Consider the following 21,444-nt stretch of genomic DNA (forward strand, 5'->3'; position numbering starts at 1 on the left):
GCGGCGCCCGCAAGTGTTAAGATTATGCGCTGCGCGCCTGTGCTGGATGGCGGCCCTCGGCGAATTCCTCGACGATCTTCGCGCAGAAGGCCGGCAAGTCGTTCGGGTTGCGACTGGTGACCAGTCCCTTGTCGGTTACCACTTCCTGATCGACCCAGGTTCCCCCGGCGTTACGGATGTCAGTCGACACAGTCGGGTAGGATGTCAGCGTGCGCCCTTTCACCACGTCGGCCTCCACGAGGATCCACGGGCCATGGCAGATGACGCCAACTGGTTTCCGCTGGGCGAAGAAGTCATGCACAAAGGACACGATTTGCTCATTGCCGCGCAGTGTGTCGGCTCCAACACTGCCGCCAGGGATGACCAGGCCGTCGAAGTCGGACGCCGCGACTTCAGCTACCGCCTTATCGACGGAGAAGCGTGAACCCGGATCAAGGTCGTTATTGACGGTCTGGACCTCGCCCGCTTCAAAGCCGATGACAGTAACCGATGCGCCAGCGGCCTCTACAGCGCGTTTCGGCTCAACAAATTCCGGCTCCTCAGTGCCACGGGGCGCCAGCAGGATTGCGATCTTCTTGCCTTCCAGGGTCATGCTTATTCTCCGTTTGCGATAGGCGATCAGGCGGGCGGCAGGTTGAGACGCGCCCCTTAGGAGGCGCACGAAGATTCGGCCCGCCGTGTCTGAGTGAAGGTGATGTCTTGGTTCGTGTGACATCAGGAGAACCATCACATTGGGAGAAGGTTCCTGATGAGTTTGCGACGCATTTTCGTCGGCTCGACTCGGCGCCGTTGATCGCTAAGGAATTTGAGTTACGAGGCGACCCTCGGCCGAGTGAATCTTCAACGGCTGTACGATAGCGCACGGTTACGGCCTGATCTGGAACCTGTCAGACGCTGGGCCGTTTTGTCCGGCCTTCCATCACAACAAGCTCGTCGAGCCTCATGACACGTATCGCCATCATTGGTTCCGGTCCCACCGGCATCTACACCTTCAAGGGCCTCGTAGCCTCTCAGCAACCGCTGATGATCACTGTCTTCGAAGAGCTACCAGATCCCGGGAAGGGCACGCCCTATCATCCGGCGGTCAATGATAAGGCTATGCTTGCCAACATCGCGAGCATCGAAATCCCTCGCATCGTCGATACCCTCATCGAGTGGTTGAGTGGACATTCTGATGCGGACCTGCAGCAGCTAGGCCTTGAACGGGCACGGATCGGTGAGCGCGAATTTTATCCACGCGTCGTGCTCGGTGAGTTTCTGGCAGCTCAGTTCTGGAAGCTGGTGGATCGGGCGAAGGCCCGCGGCCATGCCGTGGCAATTCGGGCGAACACCAAGATAACCGATATCCGCCTGGAAAAATATCACATCGCGCTGGTCGCACGCCAAGGCGATGAACCGAAAAGCACGGAAAACTTCGACCATGTCGTCATGGCGACTGGTCATGATTGGCCGGAAAACACCGAGGTGAGGCCCGGCTACTTTATCTCGCCTTGGCCCGCCAGCGCCATCAAGCGCATCGGGCCGGTTGAGGTCGGCATTCTTGGAACGTCCCTGAGCGGCATCGATGCTGCTGTAACCGTTGCCACCGCTCACGGAATCTTCCTGCTTGATGAGCAAGGGCAGCTTGCTTATCAGCCCACGACCAATGGGCTTCACATGACAATGATGTCTCGGAAAGGGCTCTTGCCGGAAGCCGACTTCTTCTGCCCGATACCCTACGAACCTCTCCGGTTTTGCACGCCGGAGGCCGTCGATGCTGCTATCTCGCGGGGACCGGCAGGGCTATTAGACAACGTGTTCGAGTTGTTCAAAGCCGAACTCGGCGCTGCCGACCCGGACTACGCCTCATCGATCGGCCTGGGGCTTGCAACGATAGAGGACATCGCTGAGCGTTACTTTCGCACACGGGAAGCAATGGACCAATTCATCGCAGCGGCCCGAAATCTCGCCGAGGCGAAGAAGAACAAGGCGGAGAAGATCACGGTTCAGTGGCGGTACACGATCCTTCGCATGCACGAGGTGATTGCGCGCGCCGTTCCACATTTGGATGCCGAGGATCTGAAGCGCTTCCATAAGCATTTCAAGACGGTTTTTGTCGATGACTATGCCACGGTTCCGCATGAATCCGTGGAGCGTCTGCTTGCCCTTCACAATGCCGGAACGCTCGATGTCGTAGCGCTTGGAGAAGACTACAAAATCGAGCATCCGGAGAACAAACCCGGTGTGACGATCACGGTCGGAGAGCGTGAGACGCACTACGCGGCATTTATCGACGCGACAGGACAGCATGCGGCCTCCGCCTCCGATCTACCGTTCCCAAGCTTGAAACGTCCGGGCCTTGTCAAGGAAGCGGCGACGGAAACATCAGCAGAGATGTCCGCAAGTCTGAGGCGTACCGGTGGGATCGAAGTCGACCACGCGTTTCGGCCGATCATCGATCAGCCTGTCTCAAGGAACCTCTACTGTGTTTCCGTCCCTTTCTTGCTGCACAAGCTTCCTTTCATCCAAGGGATAACAAGTGCACGCGATATGGGGGAGATCGTCTCGAAGGCGATCATTACGGCGACAGAGTTTGCAGGCAATCCTCTGATCACGACTGAACCGCCCCGGCTTTGCCGGAGACCCCAACTCGTGAGAAGTAGGGTCTATGACAAGCAAGACGACGAACAAATTTTCTCCTGAAGTCCGCGCCCGGGCCGTTCGAATGGTGGCCGATCATGAAGCCGAACATCCTTCCCGGTGGGCGGCTGTATCTTCCATAGCGGCCAAGATCGGCTGCTCGGCGCATACGCTCAATGAATGGGTGAAGAAGGCCGAGGTCGACAGCGGCAAGCGTGCAGGTTTGCCGAGTGACGTGGCGGAGAAGATGAAGGCTTTGGAGCGGGAGAACCGGGAGCTTCGTCAGGCGAATGAGATTTTACGCAAAGCCTCGGCGTATTTTGCCCAGGCGGAGCTCGACCGCCCACTGAAGCGATGATTTCCTTCATCGATGCACACCGCTCGGTGCTCGGGGTCGAGCCGATTTGCAGGCTGCTGCCGATTGCCCCGTCCACCTACTATGAGGTCGTTGCCAAACGCACGGACGTGGACCGCCTGTCAGCCCGCGAACGGAATGATATTGCCATGAAAGTCGAGATACGCCGGGTGTTCAACGAGAACTTCCAGGTCTATGGCGTGCGCAAAGTCTGGCGGCAGTTGCAGCGAGAGGGTTACGATATTGCCCGCTGCACCGTCGCTCGGCTTATGAGAATGATGGGGCTTCAAGGCGTCATTCGCGGCAAGCCAGTCAAAACAACCATGTCGGACAAGTCTGCCCCGTGTCCGCTAGACCGGGTGAACCGACAGTTCTTCGCTCCCGCGCCGAACATGCTGTGGTTATCCGATTTCACCTATGTCGCGACCTGGCAGGGCTTCGTTTACGTGGCGTTCGTCATTGATGCCTTCGCCCGCCGTATCGTCGGTTGGCGGGCAAGCCGAACGGCCCATGCGGGCTTTGTGCTCGATGCCCTCGACCAGGCGCTTCATGATCGGCGGCCCGTCAAACGTGGCGGGCTGGTTCATCATTCCGACCGCGGCTCGCAATATGTGTCCATTCGTTATTCCGAACGGCTGGCGGAGGCAGGCATCGAGCCGTCGGTCGGAAGCGTTGGTGATAGTTACGACAATGCTCTCGCCGAAACGATCAACGGTCTTTACAAGGCCGAGGTCATCCATCGGCGAGGACCATGGCGCAACTTCGAAGCCGTGGAGTTCGCCACGCTCGAATGGGTCGATTGGTTCAACAACCGCCGCCTTCTGGAGCCCATCGGCAACATACCGCCAGCCGAGGCCGAAGAGCGATACTACGCCATGCTGGACGCACCAGCCATGGCCGCATAACTTAAGCCAAACGGTCTCCGGAAAAGCCGGGGCGGTTCAGACGCTTGGTCAGGAAAGCACCAACCTGTCGCCGACCGATAGTCTCCCAGCCCCTGCAACGGAGGCATAAACTCCAAGGCATCGAGCGCGCTCCCTGACGATTGTCCGCAGGATCTCCGGTTCTTCAGGCAGTCCCGGCTGTGCGATCATGGTCATGCCGCACCGCTTGGTCCTTTCGGTAATGGTTCCTTCGACCGAGCCGCAGGCCCAGCCAAGACCCAACCAATCTTCTTCATGACTTTCAGTCTCGAAGACGACATTCGGCCTGAAACGTCGGCGGTCTACCTCGCTGCTTGGAATAAGTGTCGCCAGATCTGTAAGGCTTTTGGTCGTCAGGAAATGTAGTGGCGCGAGATCATACCGAGGTTGAAGTTTACTTGCCTCAGGCCTTCCGTGTCCGAGAGGCGCGTCTTTGGGTCGAACGCCGCAGCCAAATCCCATGAGTTCGCTTAGTGCAACGTCGAGGCTGGGGCCGATCGGTTTCATTTTCCATGTATTTGATGAGACCAGCACCTCATCGCCACATCTACATGCCGAAAGCATCAGGGCAGGGCGCCAACGCGGTGTCGTTTCCGGTGAAGCGACCTCTCCGGTATCGAGATCGACCAGGAGGTGCGTGCGATCTCCCTCGATCCCATCATCGCCGACCGAAGCCGCGTTCAGACCCTCACCACCGTTCGAGGACACGGGATAGCGCCAGATCTCTTTGATTGTACCCACAGTCTCACTCATCCAAATCCCTACTGCTGCCGTTGCCAGCGTGGAACACCGCCCGCCGCCTTCGGGTTCCCAGTCGGTAAGCTTTGAAAGGATTGCTCATGGCAGAGATTGTGTGTGCGGCGTTTATCGACCATGGACGTGTGCTGCTTGTGAGGCGCGCAGCCCATCGAAAATGGTCTGCGAACAAGTGGGATCTGGTCGGCGGTCATGTCGAAAAGGGTGAGGGGCTCGATGTCGCCCTGGTTCGCGAATGCCAGGAAGAAGTGGGCCTGACGCCCCGCGCCTTTGATCACGTAGCCACGCTCTATGAAGACGACGATCGGAAGCGAAAGTCGCCCTTTCATATTTTCAGGGTACCTGTCTGGGATGGCGGAACTGCGCGCTTGTTGGGTCACGAGCATTCCGAGCTTGGCTGGTTTGCGGTTGCAGATTTTCTCGAGGCCAAGCTCGCGTTCGCTGCCTATCGCGAGGTGGTACTGCCTTTGCTGCAGACCGATCAATGAGAGCGAAACAGTTAGGCGCTGACGTTTCGTACGTTGCCGTACGAAGCTGATTATCACTCGTTTCCCCCGGAACTGCTATCGAAAGGCGTCGTTCTGTTCAGGATCTTCAATCAGGAAGACCCGGTTCTAGGGATTACGCAAATGAAACATGTTTTTCTCACAGCAAGCCTCGTCCTTTGTGCTGGCGGTGCTTTGGCGCAGTCGGCAACGGAGTCGACCGGCGTGAACTCCGCCCTCGGTGTCGCGCCAAAAACCGAGGACTTCATCATGGAGGCCTCCGCCAGTGACGTTTTCGAGATCGAGTCGAGCAAACTTGCTCTGCAAAAGGGAAATGACGCGACGAAGGCGTTTGCCCAGCAGATGGTCACCGATCACGAGAAAACCACCGCAGAGCTCAAGGCGCTTCTCGCTTCCGGCAAGGTGCAGGGCAACCCCGTTGCAACGCTGACCGAGGATTTCAAGGAAGAGATCGACGAGCTTGCCAAGCTCGACGGTGACGAATTCAGCGAGGAGTATATCGATGACCAGGTTGACGCGCACGAGGATGCGGTCGACCTGTTCAAGCGTTACGCCGAAGAGGGCGAGAATGCCGACCTCAAGGCGTGGGCTGCCAAGACACTGCCGGCCCTCGAGCACCATTACCAGATGGCACAGGATCTCGATAAATAATCTCCTTCCAGCGGCCGCCTCCAAGCGGCCGTTGTTTTTTCGTGCCGCTCACACCGATTGCGGCCGCCGTTGATCAATCGGAAGGAACAGATATGAAAGCGCTGACTTGGCATGGAAGCGGTGACATTCGCTGCGAGCAGGTAGACGATCCCGCCATCGAGGATGACCGCGATGCGATCATTAGGGTTACAAGTTGCGCTATTTGCGGCTCGGATCTGCATCTCTACGGCGGCTTCGTGCCAGGCATGCACCATGGCGATGTCATGGGCCACGAAACCATGGGGGAGGTCGTTGAGGTTGGCCGCGGAAACTCCAAGCTGAAAATTGGAGACCGCGTGGTCGTTCCCTTCACCATCTCATGCGGTGAATGCCGACAGTGCAAGTGGGGCCAGTTTTCGCTCTGCGAGCGATCCAATCCGAACGGCGCCATGCAAGCGAAACAGATCGGCTATCCGACTGCCGGCTTGTTTGGCTACTCCGAAATGTACGGCCGTTTTCCGGGCGGCCAAGCCGAATATCTGCGCGTACCCTATGCCGACGTCGGCCCGATCAAGGTGCCGGACGGTTTGAGCGACGAGCAGGTGCTGTTTCTGTCCGATATTTTCCCGACGGGTTACATGGCTGCCGAAAACTGCAACATCCAGCCGGGACAGACGGTTGCCGTGTTCGGTTGTGGGCCAGTTGGATTGTTCGCGATCAAGTCAGCGTTCCTGCTCGGCGCTGAACGGGTGATTGCAATCGACACTGTGCCAGAACGCTTGGCGCTTGCGCGAGGGGCGGGCGCGGAGACGCTGGACTATGCGGATGAAGACCTGCAGCAACGTATCGTTGACATGACCGGGGGGCAGGGACCTGATGCGGTGATCGAAGCCGTTGGACTGGAGAGCCATGGTGCCGGCGGTTTGATGGAGACGATGCAGACGAAGCTGTCGGCAACCGAGCGACCCTACGCTCTGAGTCAAGCCATCCTGGCATGCCGTCCGGGTGGAACAATATCCCTTCCTGGTGTCTTCATCGGTCCGGCCGTGCCAGCGCCGCTCGGGGCAGTTGTCGGAAAGGGACTGACGCTCAAGACTGGCCAAACTCACGTTCAGAAATACCTCGAGCCGCTGATGGATCTAATAATCGAGGGTAAGATCGACCCGTCTTTTCTCATCACCCATCGCATCGGCCTCGAAGAAGGGCCAGAAGCCTACAAGACGTTTCGAGACAAAGCCGATGGATGCGTAAAAGTCGTGATTCGTCCCCACGGTTAATCGATCGCGACGTTGAGCTCGGCTCCTGTTCTGGGGCCGGGCTAAAAGCGCCAGTCGTGCCGGATATGTTGCTCGTATTCCTTCTCTGCGATGCCATAGATTGGACTGGCAAGCTCTTTCAGTTTTTCGATGTCCTTGATGAGAATGAGACCGCGCTCGGCCCTGATCGCATGTTTGCCTTCCAGACGATGTAGTGCGTCCGTGACACTTGGGCGGCGGACACCAAGCATAAGTGCCAGAAAGTCGTGTGTGAGCGGCAACTCGTATCCGATGCGGTCACGGCCCATCAGGATCCAGCGGGCAAGCCTCTTCTCGACACCATAACGACCATCGGCGAGAGCGGTTGTGGCGACTTGTATCAGGAACACGTGGGCATAGCGTGTAAGAAGCTGGCGCAGCGAAGCACACGCGTCCATCGCGGAGCGAAGAGCCTCGACTTCGATCCTCAATGCGGGACCTCCACATTGCATGAAGGCGAAGTGCGGCGTGCTGTCTACACCGAGTACGGCCGGAACACTCGAAAAACCCTCCAGGCCCACGCAGCCGACTTCGATCGTCTTACTACCCTTACCGCCAGCGATTTCCGACGACAGTCCCCCTTCGAAAAAGAACACGTGGCGTAGCTGTTGATCGGCTTCAAACAAGTGCTCGCCCTGCTGCAACTCGACTCGCTCAAGATGAGGCCTCAGCCGTGTGACGACACTGTCCGGGAGCATCGATAGGATCCTATTCGTCGTCCAGCTCATGATCAGCTCCGGTGCCTTACTTGCATCTATCCAGCTACCTAGTGCGACAAACAGGGATATCCATAAAAACAACAGGTTCGCGGGAAACCTATGAGCCTCTGTCAAGTTATGCAGGTGCTACAAGGGAGTGATAAATGATCCGACTTTATTTCCATATTCGCGAAGGAGATCGATTGTCCAGGGATCCGGAAGGTGCCGAGTTTCAGGACGTCCAAACCGCACATACGGAAGCCGTGCGCTCGGCTCGCGAGCTTTTGTCCCAGCGCGTGCTGAATGGAGAAGAGATCGATGGGCAATCCTTTGAGCTGACCGACGAGAGCGGCGCTGTCGTGGATACCGTCAAGTTTCGCGACGTGCTTCGGTTGCACCAAGGTTGAAATATTCAGCTTAAGTATAAATGCACATGCAAGGCGGGTGAGGTCGATCACCCGCCTACACGCCTAGTTTTGAATTACTCTTCGTCGTCCCAAGATGGGCGATCAGGCTCGACTGCGTTCGGTCGAGCATCCCATTCGGCGCTGGCCTGGGACCAATGCTCATGCTCTTGACCCTCAGGCTGTCCAGCCTGCTCCCACAGTTCGTAAGCCCGACGGGCAATCCATTCCTCACGATTTTCGTCCATTTTCACCTCGCTGCGGGAAAGCGAAGAGATCCTCGCCACCCAGTTGCTGTCATTCTCGAACTGCTGATCCCGTCAGAGCCGCGAAGGGTGATTAATACCTCGGCGCGACACCTCCAAAAGGAACAGCGGGCGGAGAACGTCAGCTTCTCTAGGTGGGTTCCTGACGAAAGAGAAAAGTGGGTCAAGGGTACGATGCCGTACCAACGCGGCCACGGATTTCTCCCGTGAAGCGTGGCTCGCATAAGAGGTGATCGCTAGAGAAGTGTGACGCCGGAAGTCTTATGGTGAAACTGGCGGCTATCCCTGAAGCGATGTCGACGTCAAAGACATCGGCGCGAGCCTATCACCCGCGCCGATGATTGTGTTTAAGCTGCAGTTGCCGACGCCGAGCCGAGCTTTACTGACGGCTCGCGCCCCCAGACGCGAAGCTTGCCAAGCTCTTCGACAAAACTTGCCAAAGTCGTGCCGCCGGAGAGTTCCAGAAGACCTTCGTCAATGTCCTTTGCAATACCGGCTTTCTCAAGCAATGGCAGGGCGACATCGCTGTAGCCGATGAACTTGCAATGCTGGAACGCGTCCGCTACGAAATCCCGTGCTGTCGCCTCCTTCAGCAGATCTTCCACACCTGCATCGGAGGGAAGGAGCGCAACAGCATCGAAAAGCACCGAGGGGCCACCGTCGATCATGTGCTGCGCCTCGATGTAGCTCCCGTCGGAGGTCGTCACGCCGCCAACCTTTGGTGCGATAAGCTCGACCAGGCCCTTTTCCTTCAAGATGGCGCTCGTAAGAGCCTTCAACAGTTTCGCATCGACACCGTCGGTAACGAGTATGCCAAGCTTGCGCCCTTCGAAACGCTTCGGCCCACGTTCGATAATACTGAGCGCGGGTGACGGCTCGAGATCCTGTCGTGTTGCTACGGCTGCTGGCGCTGCCTTCGACATGGAGGCCATTCCCAACCGGTGGGCGACCTCGGACGCGAGTGTCTCATCAATGTTGATCAGATGAGAAACCATGCGCTCGCGGATCGCAACTGTCTCGACCTTGCTGAGCTCGAAGGTGAGCGCCATGATGATGTGACGCTGTTCCGGAGGTGTCTGGCTGATGAAGAATTGCCGCGCCTGACTATAGTGGTCCGCGAAGCTTTCGGGACGAAGCTGGACCTTGGTGCCGGATTCTTCCGCCGGGAAATGACGGTAGCCGCGAGACTTGCTCTCCCGCGGACCCTCACCGAAAGAGTTCGGTTCATAGTTCACCCGACCAACCGGATTGCGCATTGCCATATGGCCGTCCTGCTGGAAATGCGCGAAGGGACACTTCGGGGCATTAATTGGCAGATGGGTGAAGTTCGGGCCACCCAGCCGCTTCAGTTGGGTGTCGAGATAAGAGAAGTTGCGGCCCTGCAGCAGAGGATCGTTACTAAAGCCAATTCCCGGCGGCACATTCTGTGTCATGAACGCGACCTGCTCGGTTTCGGCGAAGAAGTTGTCCGGCATCCGGTCCAGCACCAGTCGGCCAATAGGTTTTACTGGCACTACCTCCTCAGGAATGATCTTCGTGGGGTCTAGGACGTCGAAATCGAAACTATCAGCAAAATCCTGATCGAAGAGCTGGACCCCGAGCTCCCATTCCGGGAAGTTGCCAGACTGGATGGCTTGCCATAGATCGCGACGGTGGAAGTCGGGATCCGCACCATTGATTTTCACGGCCTCGTTCCAGGCAACAGACTGCAGGCCGAGCTTCGGTTTCCAGTGAAATTTGACGAAGGTGGATTGATCCTTGTCGTTGATGAACCGGAAAGTATGGACGCCAAAACCTTCCATGTAACGCAGCGATCTTGGGATGGTCCGGTCCGACATGATCCACATGACCATGTTCATGCTCTCGGGCGTGAGACTGATGAAGTCCCAGAAGTTGTCGTGCGCCGTCTGAGCCTGCGGGAACGCTCGGTCCGGCTCTTGCTTGGCCGCATGGATGAGATCAGGAAACTTGATCGCGTCCTGGATGAAGAAGACCGGAATGTTGTTACCGACCAGGTCCCAGTTGCCTTCCTTGGTGTACATCTTGACGGCAAAGCCGCGGACGTCGCGCGCAAGGTCTGCCGAACCCTTGTTGCCGGCGACAGTCGAGAAGCGAACGAAGACTGGCGTCTTTTCACCAGCCCGCTGGAATACGTCGGCACGGGTATATTTGGCGAGAGATTCGTATGTCTCGAAATAACCGTGCGCCCCATAGCCGCGCGCATGGACCACCCGCTCGGGAATGCGCTCATGGTCGAAATGAAAAATCTTCTCTCTGAAGTGGAAGTCTTCCATCAATGCCGGGCCACGAGGACCCACACGCAAGGTGTTCTGATCGTCGGCGACCGGACCGCCCTGTGATGTCGTCAGCACATCGAAGCCATCTTCTGCTGTCTGATGAAGCTCGCCGCCTGCACCTCTCGAAAGTGTCTGATCGTGGATGGCGACGTGATCGGTTGATGATTGTGTTTTCTTGGCCATTTGCCCGTCCTCAGGTTTATGAAACAGAAAAAGGCCGCCTTGCGGGCGGCCTCTCGTCATTCCGGTTGATCAGGCAGCTTTCTTGCCCTTGTCGTTGGCGGAAGCTTTTGCCAGTGCCGTCAACTTTTTGTCGGTTGCCACCTCTTCCGACAGGTTCTGCTCGAGGAGCGGCACGGCGTCCTTCAGCCCGAGCTGCTTGGCCCACTCAATGAGGGTGCCGTAACGCGCAATTTCGTAATGTTCGACGGCCTGAGCAGACGAGATGAGACCGGCATCAAGCGCGGGCGAACCCTTGAATTCCTCGATGATCTCTTCGCCTTCGGCGATAATGCCCTGGATGGCCTCGCAGGTCTTGCCGCGCGCCGACTTGCCGAGGAGCTCAAATACCTGTTCGAGGCGCTCGATCTGGCCCTGTGTTTCCTCGCGATGCTGAAGAAAACCTTCCTTGCCTTCCTCGGACTGCGACGCACGCGCCATCTTCGGCAGTGCCTTCAGGATCTGTTTTTCGGCGAAGTAGATATCTTTGAGCGTGTCCAAAAAAAGGTCGTCGAGAGTTTTGGCGTTTGCCATGTCGTCCTCCATCGTTGTTGAGATGTTGCCAGTGGCGCGCACTGCCCGCCGCATCGGTGACAGTGGGAAATGTCCGATGCGAGTGAACGGTTCCCGTACGCCACCGTACCAGGAACGCCGACAGGCTTGAGGTCCAGTCGGGGCCGCCCCCGCAAGCGTGGGCCTATCGCGTGATCCCGAACAGAAATCCGACGAAGACCGCGATCCCAACTGCCTGCCAGGGGTTCCTGCGAATTCGAAAGCGTACTTCATCCGATGCGCGATACCGAAGACTATCGGCTTCTTCTCGCAGTGCCGACAGTGTCTCCTTCGGCTCAACATAAGGGTCGTTACGATGTTCGAGGACGGAATTCAGTGCCTGATCAACACGCGGCGCATCCGAAGTGTGGAGCGGACCGGAAACTGTCGGTGACGAGCTTTCAGCCACTACTGGAATGGCCGGTTCCTTCGTTTCCAGATCCTCACCGCGTGCAGGTGACCTGAAATGAGGGTCATATGTCATAGCGCTCTTATCCTCCTTGGGACGCCGCGGCGTTTATCCGCCGCTTTGGACTGACGAGGCTAAGCATTGATGCCGACAAATGTTCCACATGCTGCGGGGGCGTTGCGGGGGCGTACGAAACAGCTGGGCCTGGTGGCTGCGGCTATATTTTGGCTCGCACATGGACCTCAGAGTTGCCCGCGCATGGCCCAGAAGATCTTTACTGGCACCATTTTGCGAGTTTGGTCGGAACAATCACCGCAGTCCTGTTGTTTGCCCACCGTACCTGAAACCCACGAAGAGGAGGCAGATATGCTGAATCAGGAAAATCGCGTCACCGGTCAGGATCCTTACGTCAAGGATACCATTTCGTTGATCGCAAGCGACAAGGTCGAAGGCACGAAGGTCTACGGCGCCGACGGTAAGCGTATCGGCTCGATCCAGCGTCTTCTCCTGGAGAAGCAGGGCGGTCGAGTGGCCTACGCGGTGCTGAGCTTCGGTGGCTTCCTGGGCATCGGTGATGATTACTATCCACTGCCCTGGGAAAAGCTGACCTATGACGAAGGTCTTGATGGCTACCGGATTGACCTTACCAAGGACCAGATCACCGGCGCGCCGCGCTATGCTGATCTGGATGACGACTCCTGGTATCATGCGAACGATCGACGGATCGACGATTACTATGGCCTTCCGCCGACGCGGATGTAGTGGCCGTAGAAATCAAAAGAATGAGGCCTCGCTTTGGCGGGGCCTCTTTCTTGTTGACGCGCTGTTTTGGTGCAGCGACCGGCCAGCAGGTAAAACCCGCCTCTCAACGCATCTTATTGCGCCATGATCCTAACAGGGATCGCCTTAGCCGCTGGCGTTTTCGATAACGCGTCGTGGTGATCAATTGCGTTCAACACGTTGCATTCCGGATAGTAGCCGCCAATCGTGCCGGGTGGCAGCTTGTGAGCTCGAATGGCAAGCCCGCCGAGTTCGCGGTGCTTGCCATCGCCGAAGTCGCTGACAAGGGCAATCGTCTGACCTTCGCTCAGGCCGGCGGCTTCGATATCCTCCGGGCACATCAGCACCACGTCCCGCGTTCCCTCAATGCCGCGGAAGCGGTCCGAATAACCGTAGATGGTCGTATTGAACTGATCGTTCGATCTCATGGTGATCAATCGATAACGGCCAGGTGCATCCTCGAAGGAGAGGGCGTTCATCCGCTCAGGTTTGGTGAAGAGCGCTTTCTTCTCCTTTGTATTCCAGATCCGCTTATGCGCGTCGTTGCCCCGGTAAAAGCCTCCCGGCTCGAACATGCGTGCATTGTAATCCTTAAAGTCGTCGGGGTAGGTCGCCTCGATCAGATCCCGGACCAATCCATAATCCGCGGTCCACTCATCCCATTTTAGTGTCGGCTTGGGATCGAGCGTTGTCTTCGCTATGCCGGCAACAATCGCAAGCTCGCTTTTGAGGTGTTTTGAAGCCGGCGTCCGCTTTCCGGTCGAACCCGAGATGTGCGAGAAGCTGTCCTCCGTCGTCACGGACTGGTTGCCTGTCGCCTGCATGTCCATCTCCGTTCGGCTCAGGCAGGGAAGTATCCAGGCCTCCTTGCCGGGGAAAAGGTGGCTGCGGTTGAGCTTGGTCGAAACCATCACGGTCAGTTCCTGGCCGGCCCATGCTCTTTCCATTTCCTCCTGGTCCGGAACCGCACGCAGCAGATTGCCGCCCAGAGAGACCGTGGCGCGGATCGTGCCCGCCATCATGCCCTTCACCGCATCGACGATATGGGTGCCGTCCTCCGTCGGTGGATCAAAGTCGAAAAGCGCCTTCAACTTGTCCATCGGGATCAGCTTCGTTTTTTCCGCGATGCCGACGGTGCGCTGCCCCTGCACGTTCGAATGGCCGCGCACGGGGCAGCAGCCTGCCCCCTCGCGACCGATGTTCCCTCGCAGGAGCAAGAGGTTGATGAGCATCGCAACGTTGAGCGCTCCCTGGGCATGTTGGGTAAGGCCCATTCCGTAAACCCCGATGACACGTTCGGCTGCAATATAGCTTTCACCCGCCTCACGCAGATCGGTTTCCGACAATCCGCTTTCACGCTCGATATCCGACCAAGACGTTTCCCGCACGCAGGTGATGAACCTCTCGAACCCAGTCGTATGTTCTGCGATGAAGTCGACGTCGAGGATGCGCGGGGCACCCTTGGCGACAGCGGCGTCATCGGCCTCCACGACGACCTTGCAAAGACCGAGCATAGCAGCGACGTCACCACCCGCCTTCACCTGGCAGTATTGATCGGAGATTTTGGTCTCATTTCCTGTCAGCATGTCGAACGGGTTCTGCGGATTGACAAAGCTTACCAGCCCTTGCTCAATCACCGGGTTGAAAGTGACGATCTTGGCGCCACGTTTTTTTGCCTCCTGCAGCGGATGCAGGAACCGCGGGCTGTTCGTTCCCGGGTTCTGGCCGAAGAAGAAAAAGGCGTCGGCCTTTTCCAGATCGTCCCAGACAATCGTGCCGACAGGAGACCCGATCACCTTGTTGAGGCCGACGGACGTGGTCTCATGGCACATGTTCGAGCTTTGCGGCAGGTTGTTGTTGCCGTAGGCGCGGGCAAGCAGCGCATAGAGATAGGAAGCCTCGAGCCCCGCATGGCCGGACGAGTAGAAAACGACGCTCTGCTTCTCCAATCTTCGCAGGGTTCTGCCGATCTTCTCGAATGCCTCATCCCATGTCACCTCCACATATCGATCGGTTGCATGGTCGAAGCGCATCGGGTGGGTGAGGCGGCCGGTCATCTCAAGATCGTGGTCCTTCCACGATCGCAGCTCGGTCGCGGTATGCTCATTCCAGAAGTCGGGCGTGCAGCGAGCATTCGTGAGCTCCCACATGGTCGCCTTGGCGCCGTTCTCGCAGAATTCGAAGGGATGATAGTTCTTCGGCTTCGGCCAGGCACAAGAGACGCACATGAAGCCGCCCGGCTTATTCTGCCGCGCAAGCGTTTCCAGGAATGCTGCCGGCGGCTCGCTCTCACCATAAATGCGGGCGATCGATATCAACGATCCCCATCCCCCCGCAGGACCTTTGCCATCCGGATTGTCGATATGATCTGTCATGGAATGGCTCCAAAGAAGTCACGAGGTGGTGTTTGCGTCCGATCGCGGGGTGGACCGGCCAGGACCGATATGTGTCGCGGGAGAAACCTCCTGGCACCGACAACGTTCCGCGATGAGCCAAGCTTTCGGTCGCCCTGGGCGTGTCCTTTACGTGCTTCGAGAGCGGGAGTGAGCTGGGAACAATCTGATGACCACTCGGGTTACTGATGGGCCCGTCCCTGCGATCGACCGATCGCTGTCGACAAACTCTTTTGCATTGGAAGACCGATGACTGAACTTTGGGAATACCCTGTCGAGATCGCAACCGGCGCAGCCGGCGGTTCGAAATGCATCAGGAACACCCGAGAGGCCGTGGCGTCCTTGGCTCTCGACTTCCCCAAAGGCGGACCGGATGTAGGCACTGCCAAAAAAGTATGCCTCCGGGCAGTCTCTGGTGCAGTTCCTGGCGACAGCGCCGCTGCGGCTTTTAGAGTTGCCGCCAGAAATGCGGGTCTACTTCGGGAGTAAGCCGCGACGGAATTCTCTCCGCCACTCACTGAAACCAATATTGGTGTCGCCAGTTCACCCTTTACCATCACGAGGGAGTAAGACGATGTCCGACAACAGCACCACCACAGTCCGCGCAATATTTGAAACGCGCGAGGCAGCAGATCTCGCCGTCGAGCATCTGGTCCAGAAGCATGGCATTCCTAGATCTGATATTTTCGTTCAGGCGGCAGGTGATGGAAACACGGCCGGTTCGGCGCCCTCTGGAGGGGACGTTTCATCTTCTGGATATGTAAGAACGGATGCGCCGCTCGCAGGTGAAATTGAGATCTCAGTCGACATTGCAGCAGACCGGTTGGCCGCTATCCAGCGCAGCATGGGTGACCTAGGGGCGATGAGGGTGTCGGGCCGGTGACATCAATCGCCAGCGTTAGTTCAAGTCTTCGGATGCTCACTTGAAGTAGATAGTGAAGAGGTAGCACGAGTAATGAGTGACGCGGACGGATTTCAGACGACTTGGAGCAAATGGTCGCCCGCGCTGATACGGCCGGGGCGGCCCGCGACCGAAAGCGGCACTTTTCAGAAACTGACGTAGCTACAGGTCACTGAGTGCTTTCCATGAAAGCATGTAGTTACCTCCAACCTCCGAGTTTTGCCTACTCAGCTCCATGATCTTTCAGCCAGCCGGAAACTCCCGCCACTTCTCCCTCCCCTTTTTGCCAAGCACCGATTTGCCGCGACAAATGTCGCATCGGCCTTTCTCGCAGGGTCAAGGCGCCAGGCATTCGTCGCAAATGCCGCAGCCGTCTTCGTCCATGGCGGAGTGGGGACGCTGGCGACAGCAGCAAAGGCAAATGGCCATCTCGTGTTCAGTGTTGTGCGCCGGAGGCAAAATCTCAATGTCGGCGTCCGAAAACATCTCGGTCATTGCATCATCCATCCCGATGCTCCCAAAGCGAAGATCGCGACTCGAAATAGGACCGCATTTTCAGCGAACAAGATGATTTCAGATGAGCTGGAAAAATTTTCGAGCGGGGTCTTGAACGACAAAATATCAAAAACCAAATCGGTCCACGCCGACGGCCCAACCGGGGGTCGGCTGACCGAGGAGGCGGAATTCACCGCTTCCTTCCATGTTGCTTTACGGAGGATATGGTTATGAGAACTGAACTTGATTTTGCCCCGCTCTATCGTTCGAGCATCGGCTTCGACCGCGTGTTCAATCTGCTTAGCAATACGCAGCGCCTTAACGCGATCGAGACCTGGCCGGCCTATGACATCGTCAAGACCGGTGAAGACGACTATCGCATCACGATGGCGGTGGCAGGCTTTGGCGAAGGCGATCTCGATATCACGCAGGAGCGCAATGTTCTGGTGATCAAAGGCGGGAAGGCTGAAGAGCTCCAGGGCGAGTATCTCCACCGCGGCATCGCCGGTCGTTCTTTCGAGCGAAAGTTTGAGCTTGCCGATCATGTGAGGGTGGAAGGGGCCGATCTGAAAAATGGCCTGCTGACAATTGCTCTGAAGCGCGAGGTGCCGGAAGCCATGAAACCGCGCAAGATCGAAATCGGCGTCGATCCGGCCGCTAGCGAGCCGCTCCGGCTCGAAACCGACCGTAAGGTCGCCTGACCCGAGGGCCAGGAAGAATGAGCGATCGCTATCAGTCGGCCCGATCCAGGGCCGGCTTCAGTCATCAGTCGGTACCGAGCAAACGAAGGAGGTTGCCATGTTGCTCGCTCAATTTGACAAGCCCGTCTACGCACAGCGCCGGTATTTCGTGCAAGAAATCACTGGACTGGATGACGTATTCGATTTTCTCGATGAATGGCCTATGGAGAAGCGCAATCTCGCTTACGAGACGCTTGTCCGATACTGTCGTGAGGCGGCGAACGGTCACTGGCCGATCGACGCAGTCAGAGAGAACTTTCGAATTTTTCTGAAGCAGAACGGCAAGCTTGCCGAGCTGGAAGACGTCCCGCCTCATCTCCGGCGCGATACGAGCGCGAAGATCGGCGGGGCGTAACAGCCAGAAAAGCTGCGACAGTTTCAAAGCTAGTGGCCGGCGTAGATCCGGTGCATCGTCTCTGCGGCGGCCTGTTCAACTGGAATTTCGAAGAAAATCTCCGGATTGTTCGCCAACGCCTGAAACGTTCGCTCGATCAAGTTGTCTTTCTCTGGCCCAGCGAGATGGTAGCGCGCCGCATAGCGGCCCAGCAGCGTTCTCAGTATGCGCATGTCGCTCGTGGAAAGACCCCGGCTCCCTCTGTTAATGTTTTCCTCCCTGATCTTACCGGTCTTGGAGGTCGCCCATATCAGCGCCTTCGATTATTCCGATGAGGCCCGAGATAATTTCGACCGCGTCTGAGATCAAGGAGCCTGCGCAATAGCAGCTTGCCATTGGGCGCAAACGCCAGCCGTCATCGCAGATATGCACGTGGGGGTCTTCAAGATCTGGAGGGGGCCACATCACGAAGTGAATACTGCCGGAAAGGACGCGGTCAGGTTCAGTCGGCATCCCGCCTAGCGGCTTCGGAGGAGGCGGGTTCCAATGCACCAGTGGCAAATTTGGATCGATGAGTGCGGCGTGTCGCGAGTTCATTGTATCGAGACCTGAGCTCGGAGATCTCGTACTCGCCGCTGATCCACAGCTCGACCCAACCCAGGAACTCTGGGTCATCGTCGATAGGCGTGCCCCGCGACATCGCCTTGCTGCGAACCTGATCGAAAATCACTCGCCGTCTGTCGCTGTCGATCGCCAATCCAGGTTCCTCGATAAGTCGGGGGCGCTAAAGGAAAACTGCGACCCCCTCCGTATTGACGACATAGATGAACTCTTCCCATGCCTCATGAGCTGACGCAAAGGGTTCATTCCAGTCGGTGAGCTGGTCTTCTAGGCTGGTCACTTCCATCCGCCAATCATCTCCGCCTGAAGGGCGGAAGATTTCCACAAGGACCGTGATCCCATTGTCGGTGTAACGGCCAGAGAGTTCGGAGCGTTCGGATAGCTGCTGATGCGGGTTCATTGTATCACTGAGAATGTTTGTCCGTAGCGAATGATATCCCTGCCTTTTTCGGTTGCAAGGTGATTCAAGCTGGAGCGGGCAGATCGCGATGGTAAGGTCGGGATAATGCGGAGATGGACATTTGGCCTCTGGCGCTTTAGAGTCATTCTATCGTTCGCAGACTGATAGGGCGCGGACGGCTGGGAGATGATCCGCTCTTGCCCCAAGCAGGAGTGAAGCCGTGTCTATCTCTATTGAAATCACTCCCGTCGAAATCGAAACTTTGAAAGTCGCGACACCCCTGTCGACGCTGAATAAGGCGATCGCAGCGATGGGACGTGCCGAGAGTTTCGAAGATGTCGTGGAAACGCTGCGCGCCACCGCCCGTTCGCTGATCGGCTGCGATGGTATTGCCATCATCCGTCTTGACGGCGATCTCTGCCATTACATCGAGGAAGATGCGATCGGCCCGCTGTGGAAGGGCCATAAGTTTCCTGCTTCGGCCTGCATCAGCGGCTGGGCCATGATCCATCGGCAAACGGTCGTCGTTCCTGACGTGACAAAGGACGATCGAATTCCCTACGAGCTCTATGCCGGCACCTTTGTCAAATCCGTCGCGATGGCACCAGTTCGTGTCGAAAATCCGATCGGCGCCATTGGGGCCTATTGGGCGCGACCGTATTCACCGGCCGACTGGGAAGTCGATGTGCTGGAAACGCTCGCGGGAGCGGCTGCCATCGCAATCGAGAAGACCCAGGCAGTCCAAATCGTTGCCAACGCCGAGAAGGCGCCTGTCGTGGACGATGCCGCAAGCGCGGAAGACTTCTCCAAGGATATAGCACGCGTCGCCGGTATCGCCGCGGTCCCGACGATCCTCGATGTCGTTCTTCGCATGACGGGAATGGGCTTTGCTGCCGTCGCTCGGGTGACCGACGATCGCTGGATCACCTGCCAATCGCTCGACCATGTCGGCTTTGGTCTGAAGCCCGGCGACGAGCTGCCGGTCCAAAGCACGCTCTGCGACGAAATTCGCGGGCATCGCCAGCCGATCGTTTTCGATGATGCCGCTGAAGAACCTCTCTATCGCGACCACCATACGCCGCGGATCTACGGTCTGCGCAGCTATATCTCAGTTCCGATCATCCTGGCCAATGGCCAGTTTTTCGGCACACTCTGCGCCATCGATCCCCATCCGGCCAAGGTCAACAATCCGCAAGTCATCGGCACCTTCAAGCTGTTTGCTGAACTGATCGGCCATCACCTCTATGCGGACGACCGCCTCAAGGCGACGGAAGAGCTGCTCGAACGCGAGAAGGGTCTGTCGGAGCTGCGCGAGCAGTTCATCGCCGTTCTTGGCCATGACCTGCGCAATCCGATTGCCGCGGTCGACGCCGGCACCTCGCGCCTCCTGAAGGAAGGCTGGACCGCCCGCAGCCCTCTCGTCCTGAAACTGATGAAGGCCAGTATTTCGCGGATGATCGGCCTTGTCGACAACGTGATGGACCTGGCTCGCGCGCGGATGGGTGGAGGCATTGTCCTCGATCTGGCAGACGACGACCTTGGCCTCACTCTACGGCATGTCGTTGAAGAACTGCAGCTGTCTCATCCGGATCGGGAGATCGCCGTATCCCTCGATCTCCCGGCAGCACTTGCCATCGACCGGCTGCGGCTTGCCCAGTTGTTTTCCAATCTGGTGTCGAATGCCATCACCCATGGTGTCGAGACCGAGCCTGTCAGGATTGTGGCTGGCGTGAATGGTCAGATGCTGGAAGTGTCCGTTGCCAACGGCGGGCAGCCGATTTCGGAAGAAACGGTTGCTAAGCTATTCCAGCCGTTTAGACGCGGTGATCTGCGGCCGAGCATGCAGGGGCTCGGTCTTGGCTTGTTCATCGCCTCGGAGATCGCCACTGCTCATCGCGGGACGATCGAGGTGAAGTCAGACGAGATCGAGACGCGCTTCACCTTCCGCATGCCTTTGGTCGGTTGAGGCTTTAGATGAACGCGGTGCGGTTCAAGTCAGGTGAATTCGGTAGCTTGATGACTGACTTCTTGTGAACACATTGGTCGCGTAGAAGATGCCATCGGTATTGCTGATGAGCGCTGAATGAATTCGCCGCTCGCAATGCTTCGTCGCCACCTGGCTTTGACCACGGATGTACTGGCACTGGTAAAGAGGCGACGGTGAGGGAGGTCGGTGCGATTTTGCCCCGGCCTTTTTTGTCGTCGCCGCGTCCAATCATTTAGATGGTGCGTCGATAAGTGTATGATTTCGCTATGGTTCGAAACGGCGGGTCACCGGTTCGTATCGGTTCAAGATCTAAACTTAGCCAAGCCGCTTGAATTCCTTGACTTCCTCCCCACATCGCTTTGCGCTGTGAAGGAATACCGAAATGCCATCATTCTTCGAAACAACATTTGGCCCGCCCGAACTGGAAATCATCGACGTCGCCTTGAAATCCTGGCGAAATCGGTACGGGCTGACCAAAGATGACCCCGACGCATTAATTGCTGCCGAGATCTGCCTCAATCTATTCCGCGAAGGTCATAATACACTGCCCGAGTTGGTTCAGGCCATGGACGGTCACAGGGGACTGGCTGATATCGCAATGGTTCACGACTTATCAGAGTTCGGCAACTGACCAGGCGCTCATCATCCCATGGATTGTCTCCATGATCAATCTCACGACGATTTCTCTTCAGCTCTCACCTGGGTTGTTCGCCCGTGACTGACTTTAGGGCAGCGTTGAGAAGCTCGTCACGATCCTGCATACCTCTGTTGTAAAGTCTGGCAACCGTTGCGGTCAGGCGACCTATTGCTGCGGGATCGCGCAAGATGCCTTGAGCGCGTGCGACCTCCTTGACGACGCTGGCA

At 57.5% G+C, this 21,444-nt stretch carries 24 protein-coding genes and 1 other annotated feature; of the genes, 13 read left to right on the forward strand and 11 right to left on the reverse strand.

What is annotated here, in order from left to right; all coding sequences use genetic code 11:
* Positions 1 to 22: 22 nt before the first annotated feature.
* Positions 23 to 592, reverse strand: a complete 570-nt coding sequence (locus NCHU2750_RS26490) for a type 1 glutamine amidotransferase domain-containing protein (protein ID WP_119944806.1) — start codon at positions 590 to 592, stop codon at positions 23 to 25.
* A 350-nt stretch (positions 593 to 942) separates the two neighbouring features.
* On the opposite strand from NCHU2750_RS26490, the gene NCHU2750_RS26495 reads away from it, so the two are divergent.
* Together NCHU2750_RS26495 and NCHU2750_RS26500 are read left to right on the forward strand one after the other, a co-directional pair.
* Positions 943 to 2,682 carry an FAD/NAD(P)-binding protein gene (locus NCHU2750_RS26495; protein WP_119944807.1) on the forward strand — a complete coding sequence of 580 codons (1,740 nt, stop codon included), beginning with the start codon at positions 943 to 945 and terminating at the stop codon, positions 2,680 to 2,682.
* A protein-coding gene (locus NCHU2750_RS26500) for an IS3 family transposase (protein ID WP_119939629.1) occupies positions 2,648 to 3,879 on the forward strand; the annotation gives its coding sequence in 2 pieces (ribosomal slippage) (positions 2,648 to 2,939 and positions 2,939 to 3,879; 1,233 coding nt in all). The genes NCHU2750_RS26495 and NCHU2750_RS26500 overlap by 35 nt, the downstream gene beginning before the upstream one ends.
* Positions 2,932 to 3,048, forward strand: a sequence feature (AL1L pseudoknot). (Overlaps the previous gene by 117 nt.)
* A gap of 48 nt (positions 3,880 to 3,927) precedes the next feature.
* On the opposite strand, the gene NCHU2750_RS26505 is transcribed toward NCHU2750_RS26500, so the two are convergent.
* Positions 3,928 to 4,650 carry an MOSC domain-containing protein gene (locus NCHU2750_RS26505; RefSeq protein WP_119944808.1) on the reverse strand — a complete coding sequence of 241 codons (723 nt, stop codon included), beginning with the start codon at positions 4,648 to 4,650 and terminating at the stop codon, positions 3,928 to 3,930.
* Positions 4,651 to 4,736: 86 nt separating this feature from the next.
* Between NCHU2750_RS26505 and NCHU2750_RS26510 the strand changes: the two genes are divergently transcribed.
* The 3 genes from NCHU2750_RS26510 to NCHU2750_RS26520 all read left to right on the forward strand — a co-directional run bounded on the left by NCHU2750_RS26510 (position 4,737) and on the right by NCHU2750_RS26520 (position 7,066).
* The gene (locus NCHU2750_RS26510) at positions 4,737 to 5,141 is read left to right on the forward strand and encodes an NUDIX domain-containing protein (RefSeq protein ID WP_119944809.1); all 405 of its coding nucleotides are present in this window, start codon (positions 4,737 to 4,739) and stop codon (positions 5,139 to 5,141) included.
* Positions 5,142 to 5,282: 141 nt separating this feature from the next.
* On the forward strand, positions 5,283 to 5,810 hold the full coding sequence (locus tag NCHU2750_RS26515; protein ID WP_119944810.1) for a DUF4142 domain-containing protein: 528 nt from the start codon (positions 5,283 to 5,285) through the stop codon (positions 5,808 to 5,810).
* Positions 5,811 to 5,902: 92 nt separating this feature from the next.
* Entirely contained in the window at positions 5,903 to 7,066 is a 1,164-nt protein-coding gene (locus tag NCHU2750_RS26520; RefSeq protein ID WP_119944811.1) for a zinc-dependent alcohol dehydrogenase, read from the forward strand.
* Positions 7,067 to 7,107: 41 nt separating this feature from the next.
* On the opposite strand, the gene NCHU2750_RS26525 is transcribed toward NCHU2750_RS26520, so the two are convergent.
* On the reverse strand, positions 7,108 to 7,812 hold the full coding sequence (locus NCHU2750_RS26525) for a Crp/Fnr family transcriptional regulator (RefSeq protein WP_245480544.1): 705 nt from the start codon (positions 7,810 to 7,812) through the stop codon (positions 7,108 to 7,110).
* Between the two features lie 134 nt (positions 7,813 to 7,946).
* Between NCHU2750_RS26525 and NCHU2750_RS26530 the strand changes: the two genes are divergently transcribed.
* Positions 7,947 to 8,189 (forward strand): DUF6894 family protein, encoded by a 243-nt coding sequence (locus NCHU2750_RS26530; protein WP_119944812.1) that lies wholly within the window; start codon positions 7,947 to 7,949, stop codon positions 8,187 to 8,189.
* Between the two features lie 74 nt (positions 8,190 to 8,263).
* Here NCHU2750_RS26530 and NCHU2750_RS31220 read toward each other — a convergent pair whose 3' ends face one another.
* The 3 genes from NCHU2750_RS31220 to NCHU2750_RS26545 all read right to left on the reverse strand — a co-directional run bounded on the left by NCHU2750_RS31220 (position 8,264) and on the right by NCHU2750_RS26545 (position 11,502).
* Positions 8,264 to 8,434: a DUF2934 domain-containing protein gene (locus tag NCHU2750_RS31220; protein WP_119944813.1), complete on the reverse strand. Its 171-nt coding sequence runs from the start codon at positions 8,432 to 8,434 to the stop codon at positions 8,264 to 8,266.
* A 365-nt stretch (positions 8,435 to 8,799) separates the two neighbouring features.
* Positions 8,800 to 10,932: a catalase gene (katE, locus tag NCHU2750_RS26540; RefSeq protein ID WP_119944814.1), complete on the reverse strand. Its 2,133-nt coding sequence runs from the start codon at positions 10,930 to 10,932 to the stop codon at positions 8,800 to 8,802.
* Between the two features lie 69 nt (positions 10,933 to 11,001).
* Positions 11,002 to 11,502: a YciE/YciF ferroxidase family protein gene (locus tag NCHU2750_RS26545; protein ID WP_119944815.1), complete on the reverse strand. Its 501-nt coding sequence runs from the start codon at positions 11,500 to 11,502 to the stop codon at positions 11,002 to 11,004.
* Between the two features lie 793 nt (positions 11,503 to 12,295).
* Between NCHU2750_RS26545 and NCHU2750_RS26550 the strand changes: the two genes are divergently transcribed.
* Positions 12,296 to 12,691, forward strand: coding sequence for a PRC-barrel domain-containing protein (locus NCHU2750_RS26550; RefSeq protein ID WP_119944816.1), 396 nt, complete (start codon positions 12,296 to 12,298; stop codon positions 12,689 to 12,691).
* Positions 12,692 to 12,804: 113 nt separating this feature from the next.
* Here NCHU2750_RS26550 and NCHU2750_RS26555 read toward each other — a convergent pair whose 3' ends face one another.
* Positions 12,805 to 15,084 (reverse strand): FdhF/YdeP family oxidoreductase, encoded by a 2,280-nt coding sequence (locus NCHU2750_RS26555; protein ID WP_119944817.1) that lies wholly within the window; start codon positions 15,082 to 15,084, stop codon positions 12,805 to 12,807.
* A gap of 267 nt (positions 15,085 to 15,351) precedes the next feature.
* On the opposite strand from NCHU2750_RS26555, the gene NCHU2750_RS26560 reads away from it, so the two are divergent.
* On the forward strand, positions 15,352 to 15,591 hold the full coding sequence (locus NCHU2750_RS26560; RefSeq protein WP_119944818.1) for a DUF982 domain-containing protein: 240 nt from the start codon (positions 15,352 to 15,354) through the stop codon (positions 15,589 to 15,591).
* Between the two features lie 85 nt (positions 15,592 to 15,676).
* A complete protein-coding gene (locus NCHU2750_RS26565) occupies positions 15,677 to 15,985 on the forward strand; it encodes a hypothetical protein (protein ID WP_119944819.1) in 309 nt (102 codons plus the stop codon).
* A gap of 354 nt (positions 15,986 to 16,339) precedes the next feature.
* On the opposite strand, the gene NCHU2750_RS30700 is transcribed toward NCHU2750_RS26565, so the two are convergent.
* Positions 16,340 to 16,510 carry a hypothetical protein gene (locus NCHU2750_RS30700; protein ID WP_162939815.1) on the reverse strand — a complete coding sequence of 57 codons (171 nt, stop codon included), beginning with the start codon at positions 16,508 to 16,510 and terminating at the stop codon, positions 16,340 to 16,342.
* A 218-nt stretch (positions 16,511 to 16,728) separates the two neighbouring features.
* On the opposite strand from NCHU2750_RS30700, the gene NCHU2750_RS26570 reads away from it, so the two are divergent.
* Both NCHU2750_RS26570 and NCHU2750_RS26575 read left to right on the forward strand, forming a co-directional pair.
* Positions 16,729 to 17,199: an Hsp20 family protein gene (locus NCHU2750_RS26570; protein WP_119944820.1), complete on the forward strand. Its 471-nt coding sequence runs from the start codon at positions 16,729 to 16,731 to the stop codon at positions 17,197 to 17,199.
* Between the two features lie 97 nt (positions 17,200 to 17,296).
* On the forward strand, positions 17,297 to 17,593 hold the full coding sequence (locus NCHU2750_RS26575) for a DUF982 domain-containing protein (RefSeq protein ID WP_119944821.1): 297 nt from the start codon (positions 17,297 to 17,299) through the stop codon (positions 17,591 to 17,593).
* Positions 17,594 to 17,622: 29 nt separating this feature from the next.
* On the opposite strand, the gene NCHU2750_RS26580 is transcribed toward NCHU2750_RS26575, so the two are convergent.
* The 3 genes from NCHU2750_RS26580 to NCHU2750_RS26590 form a co-directional block, all read right to left on the reverse strand.
* Entirely contained in the window at positions 17,623 to 17,805 is a 183-nt protein-coding gene (locus NCHU2750_RS26580; protein WP_119944822.1) for a hypothetical protein, read from the reverse strand.
* Positions 17,806 to 18,074: 269 nt separating this feature from the next.
* A complete protein-coding gene (locus NCHU2750_RS26585; RefSeq protein ID WP_119944823.1) occupies positions 18,075 to 18,329 on the reverse strand; it encodes a hypothetical protein in 255 nt (84 codons plus the stop codon).
* A 27-nt stretch (positions 18,330 to 18,356) separates the two neighbouring features.
* Complete coding sequence (locus tag NCHU2750_RS26590; protein ID WP_119944824.1) at positions 18,357 to 18,593, reverse strand: hypothetical protein; 237 nt, start codon at positions 18,591 to 18,593, stop codon at positions 18,357 to 18,359.
* A 220-nt stretch (positions 18,594 to 18,813) separates the two neighbouring features.
* Here NCHU2750_RS26590 and NCHU2750_RS26595 point away from each other — a divergent pair, with 220 nt between their 5' ends.
* Positions 18,814 to 20,559, forward strand: coding sequence for a GAF domain-containing sensor histidine kinase (locus tag NCHU2750_RS26595; protein ID WP_245480545.1), 1,746 nt, complete (start codon positions 18,814 to 18,816; stop codon positions 20,557 to 20,559).
* A gap of 403 nt (positions 20,560 to 20,962) precedes the next feature.
* Complete coding sequence (locus tag NCHU2750_RS26600; RefSeq protein ID WP_119944825.1) at positions 20,963 to 21,211, forward strand: hypothetical protein; 249 nt, start codon at positions 20,963 to 20,965, stop codon at positions 21,209 to 21,211.
* The last annotated feature ends 233 nt before the right edge of the window (positions 21,212 to 21,444 follow it).

It is taken from the genome of Neorhizobium sp. NCHU2750 (assembly GCF_003597675.1).
In the GTDB taxonomy this organism is placed as follows: domain Bacteria; phylum Pseudomonadota; class Alphaproteobacteria; order Rhizobiales; family Rhizobiaceae; genus Neorhizobium.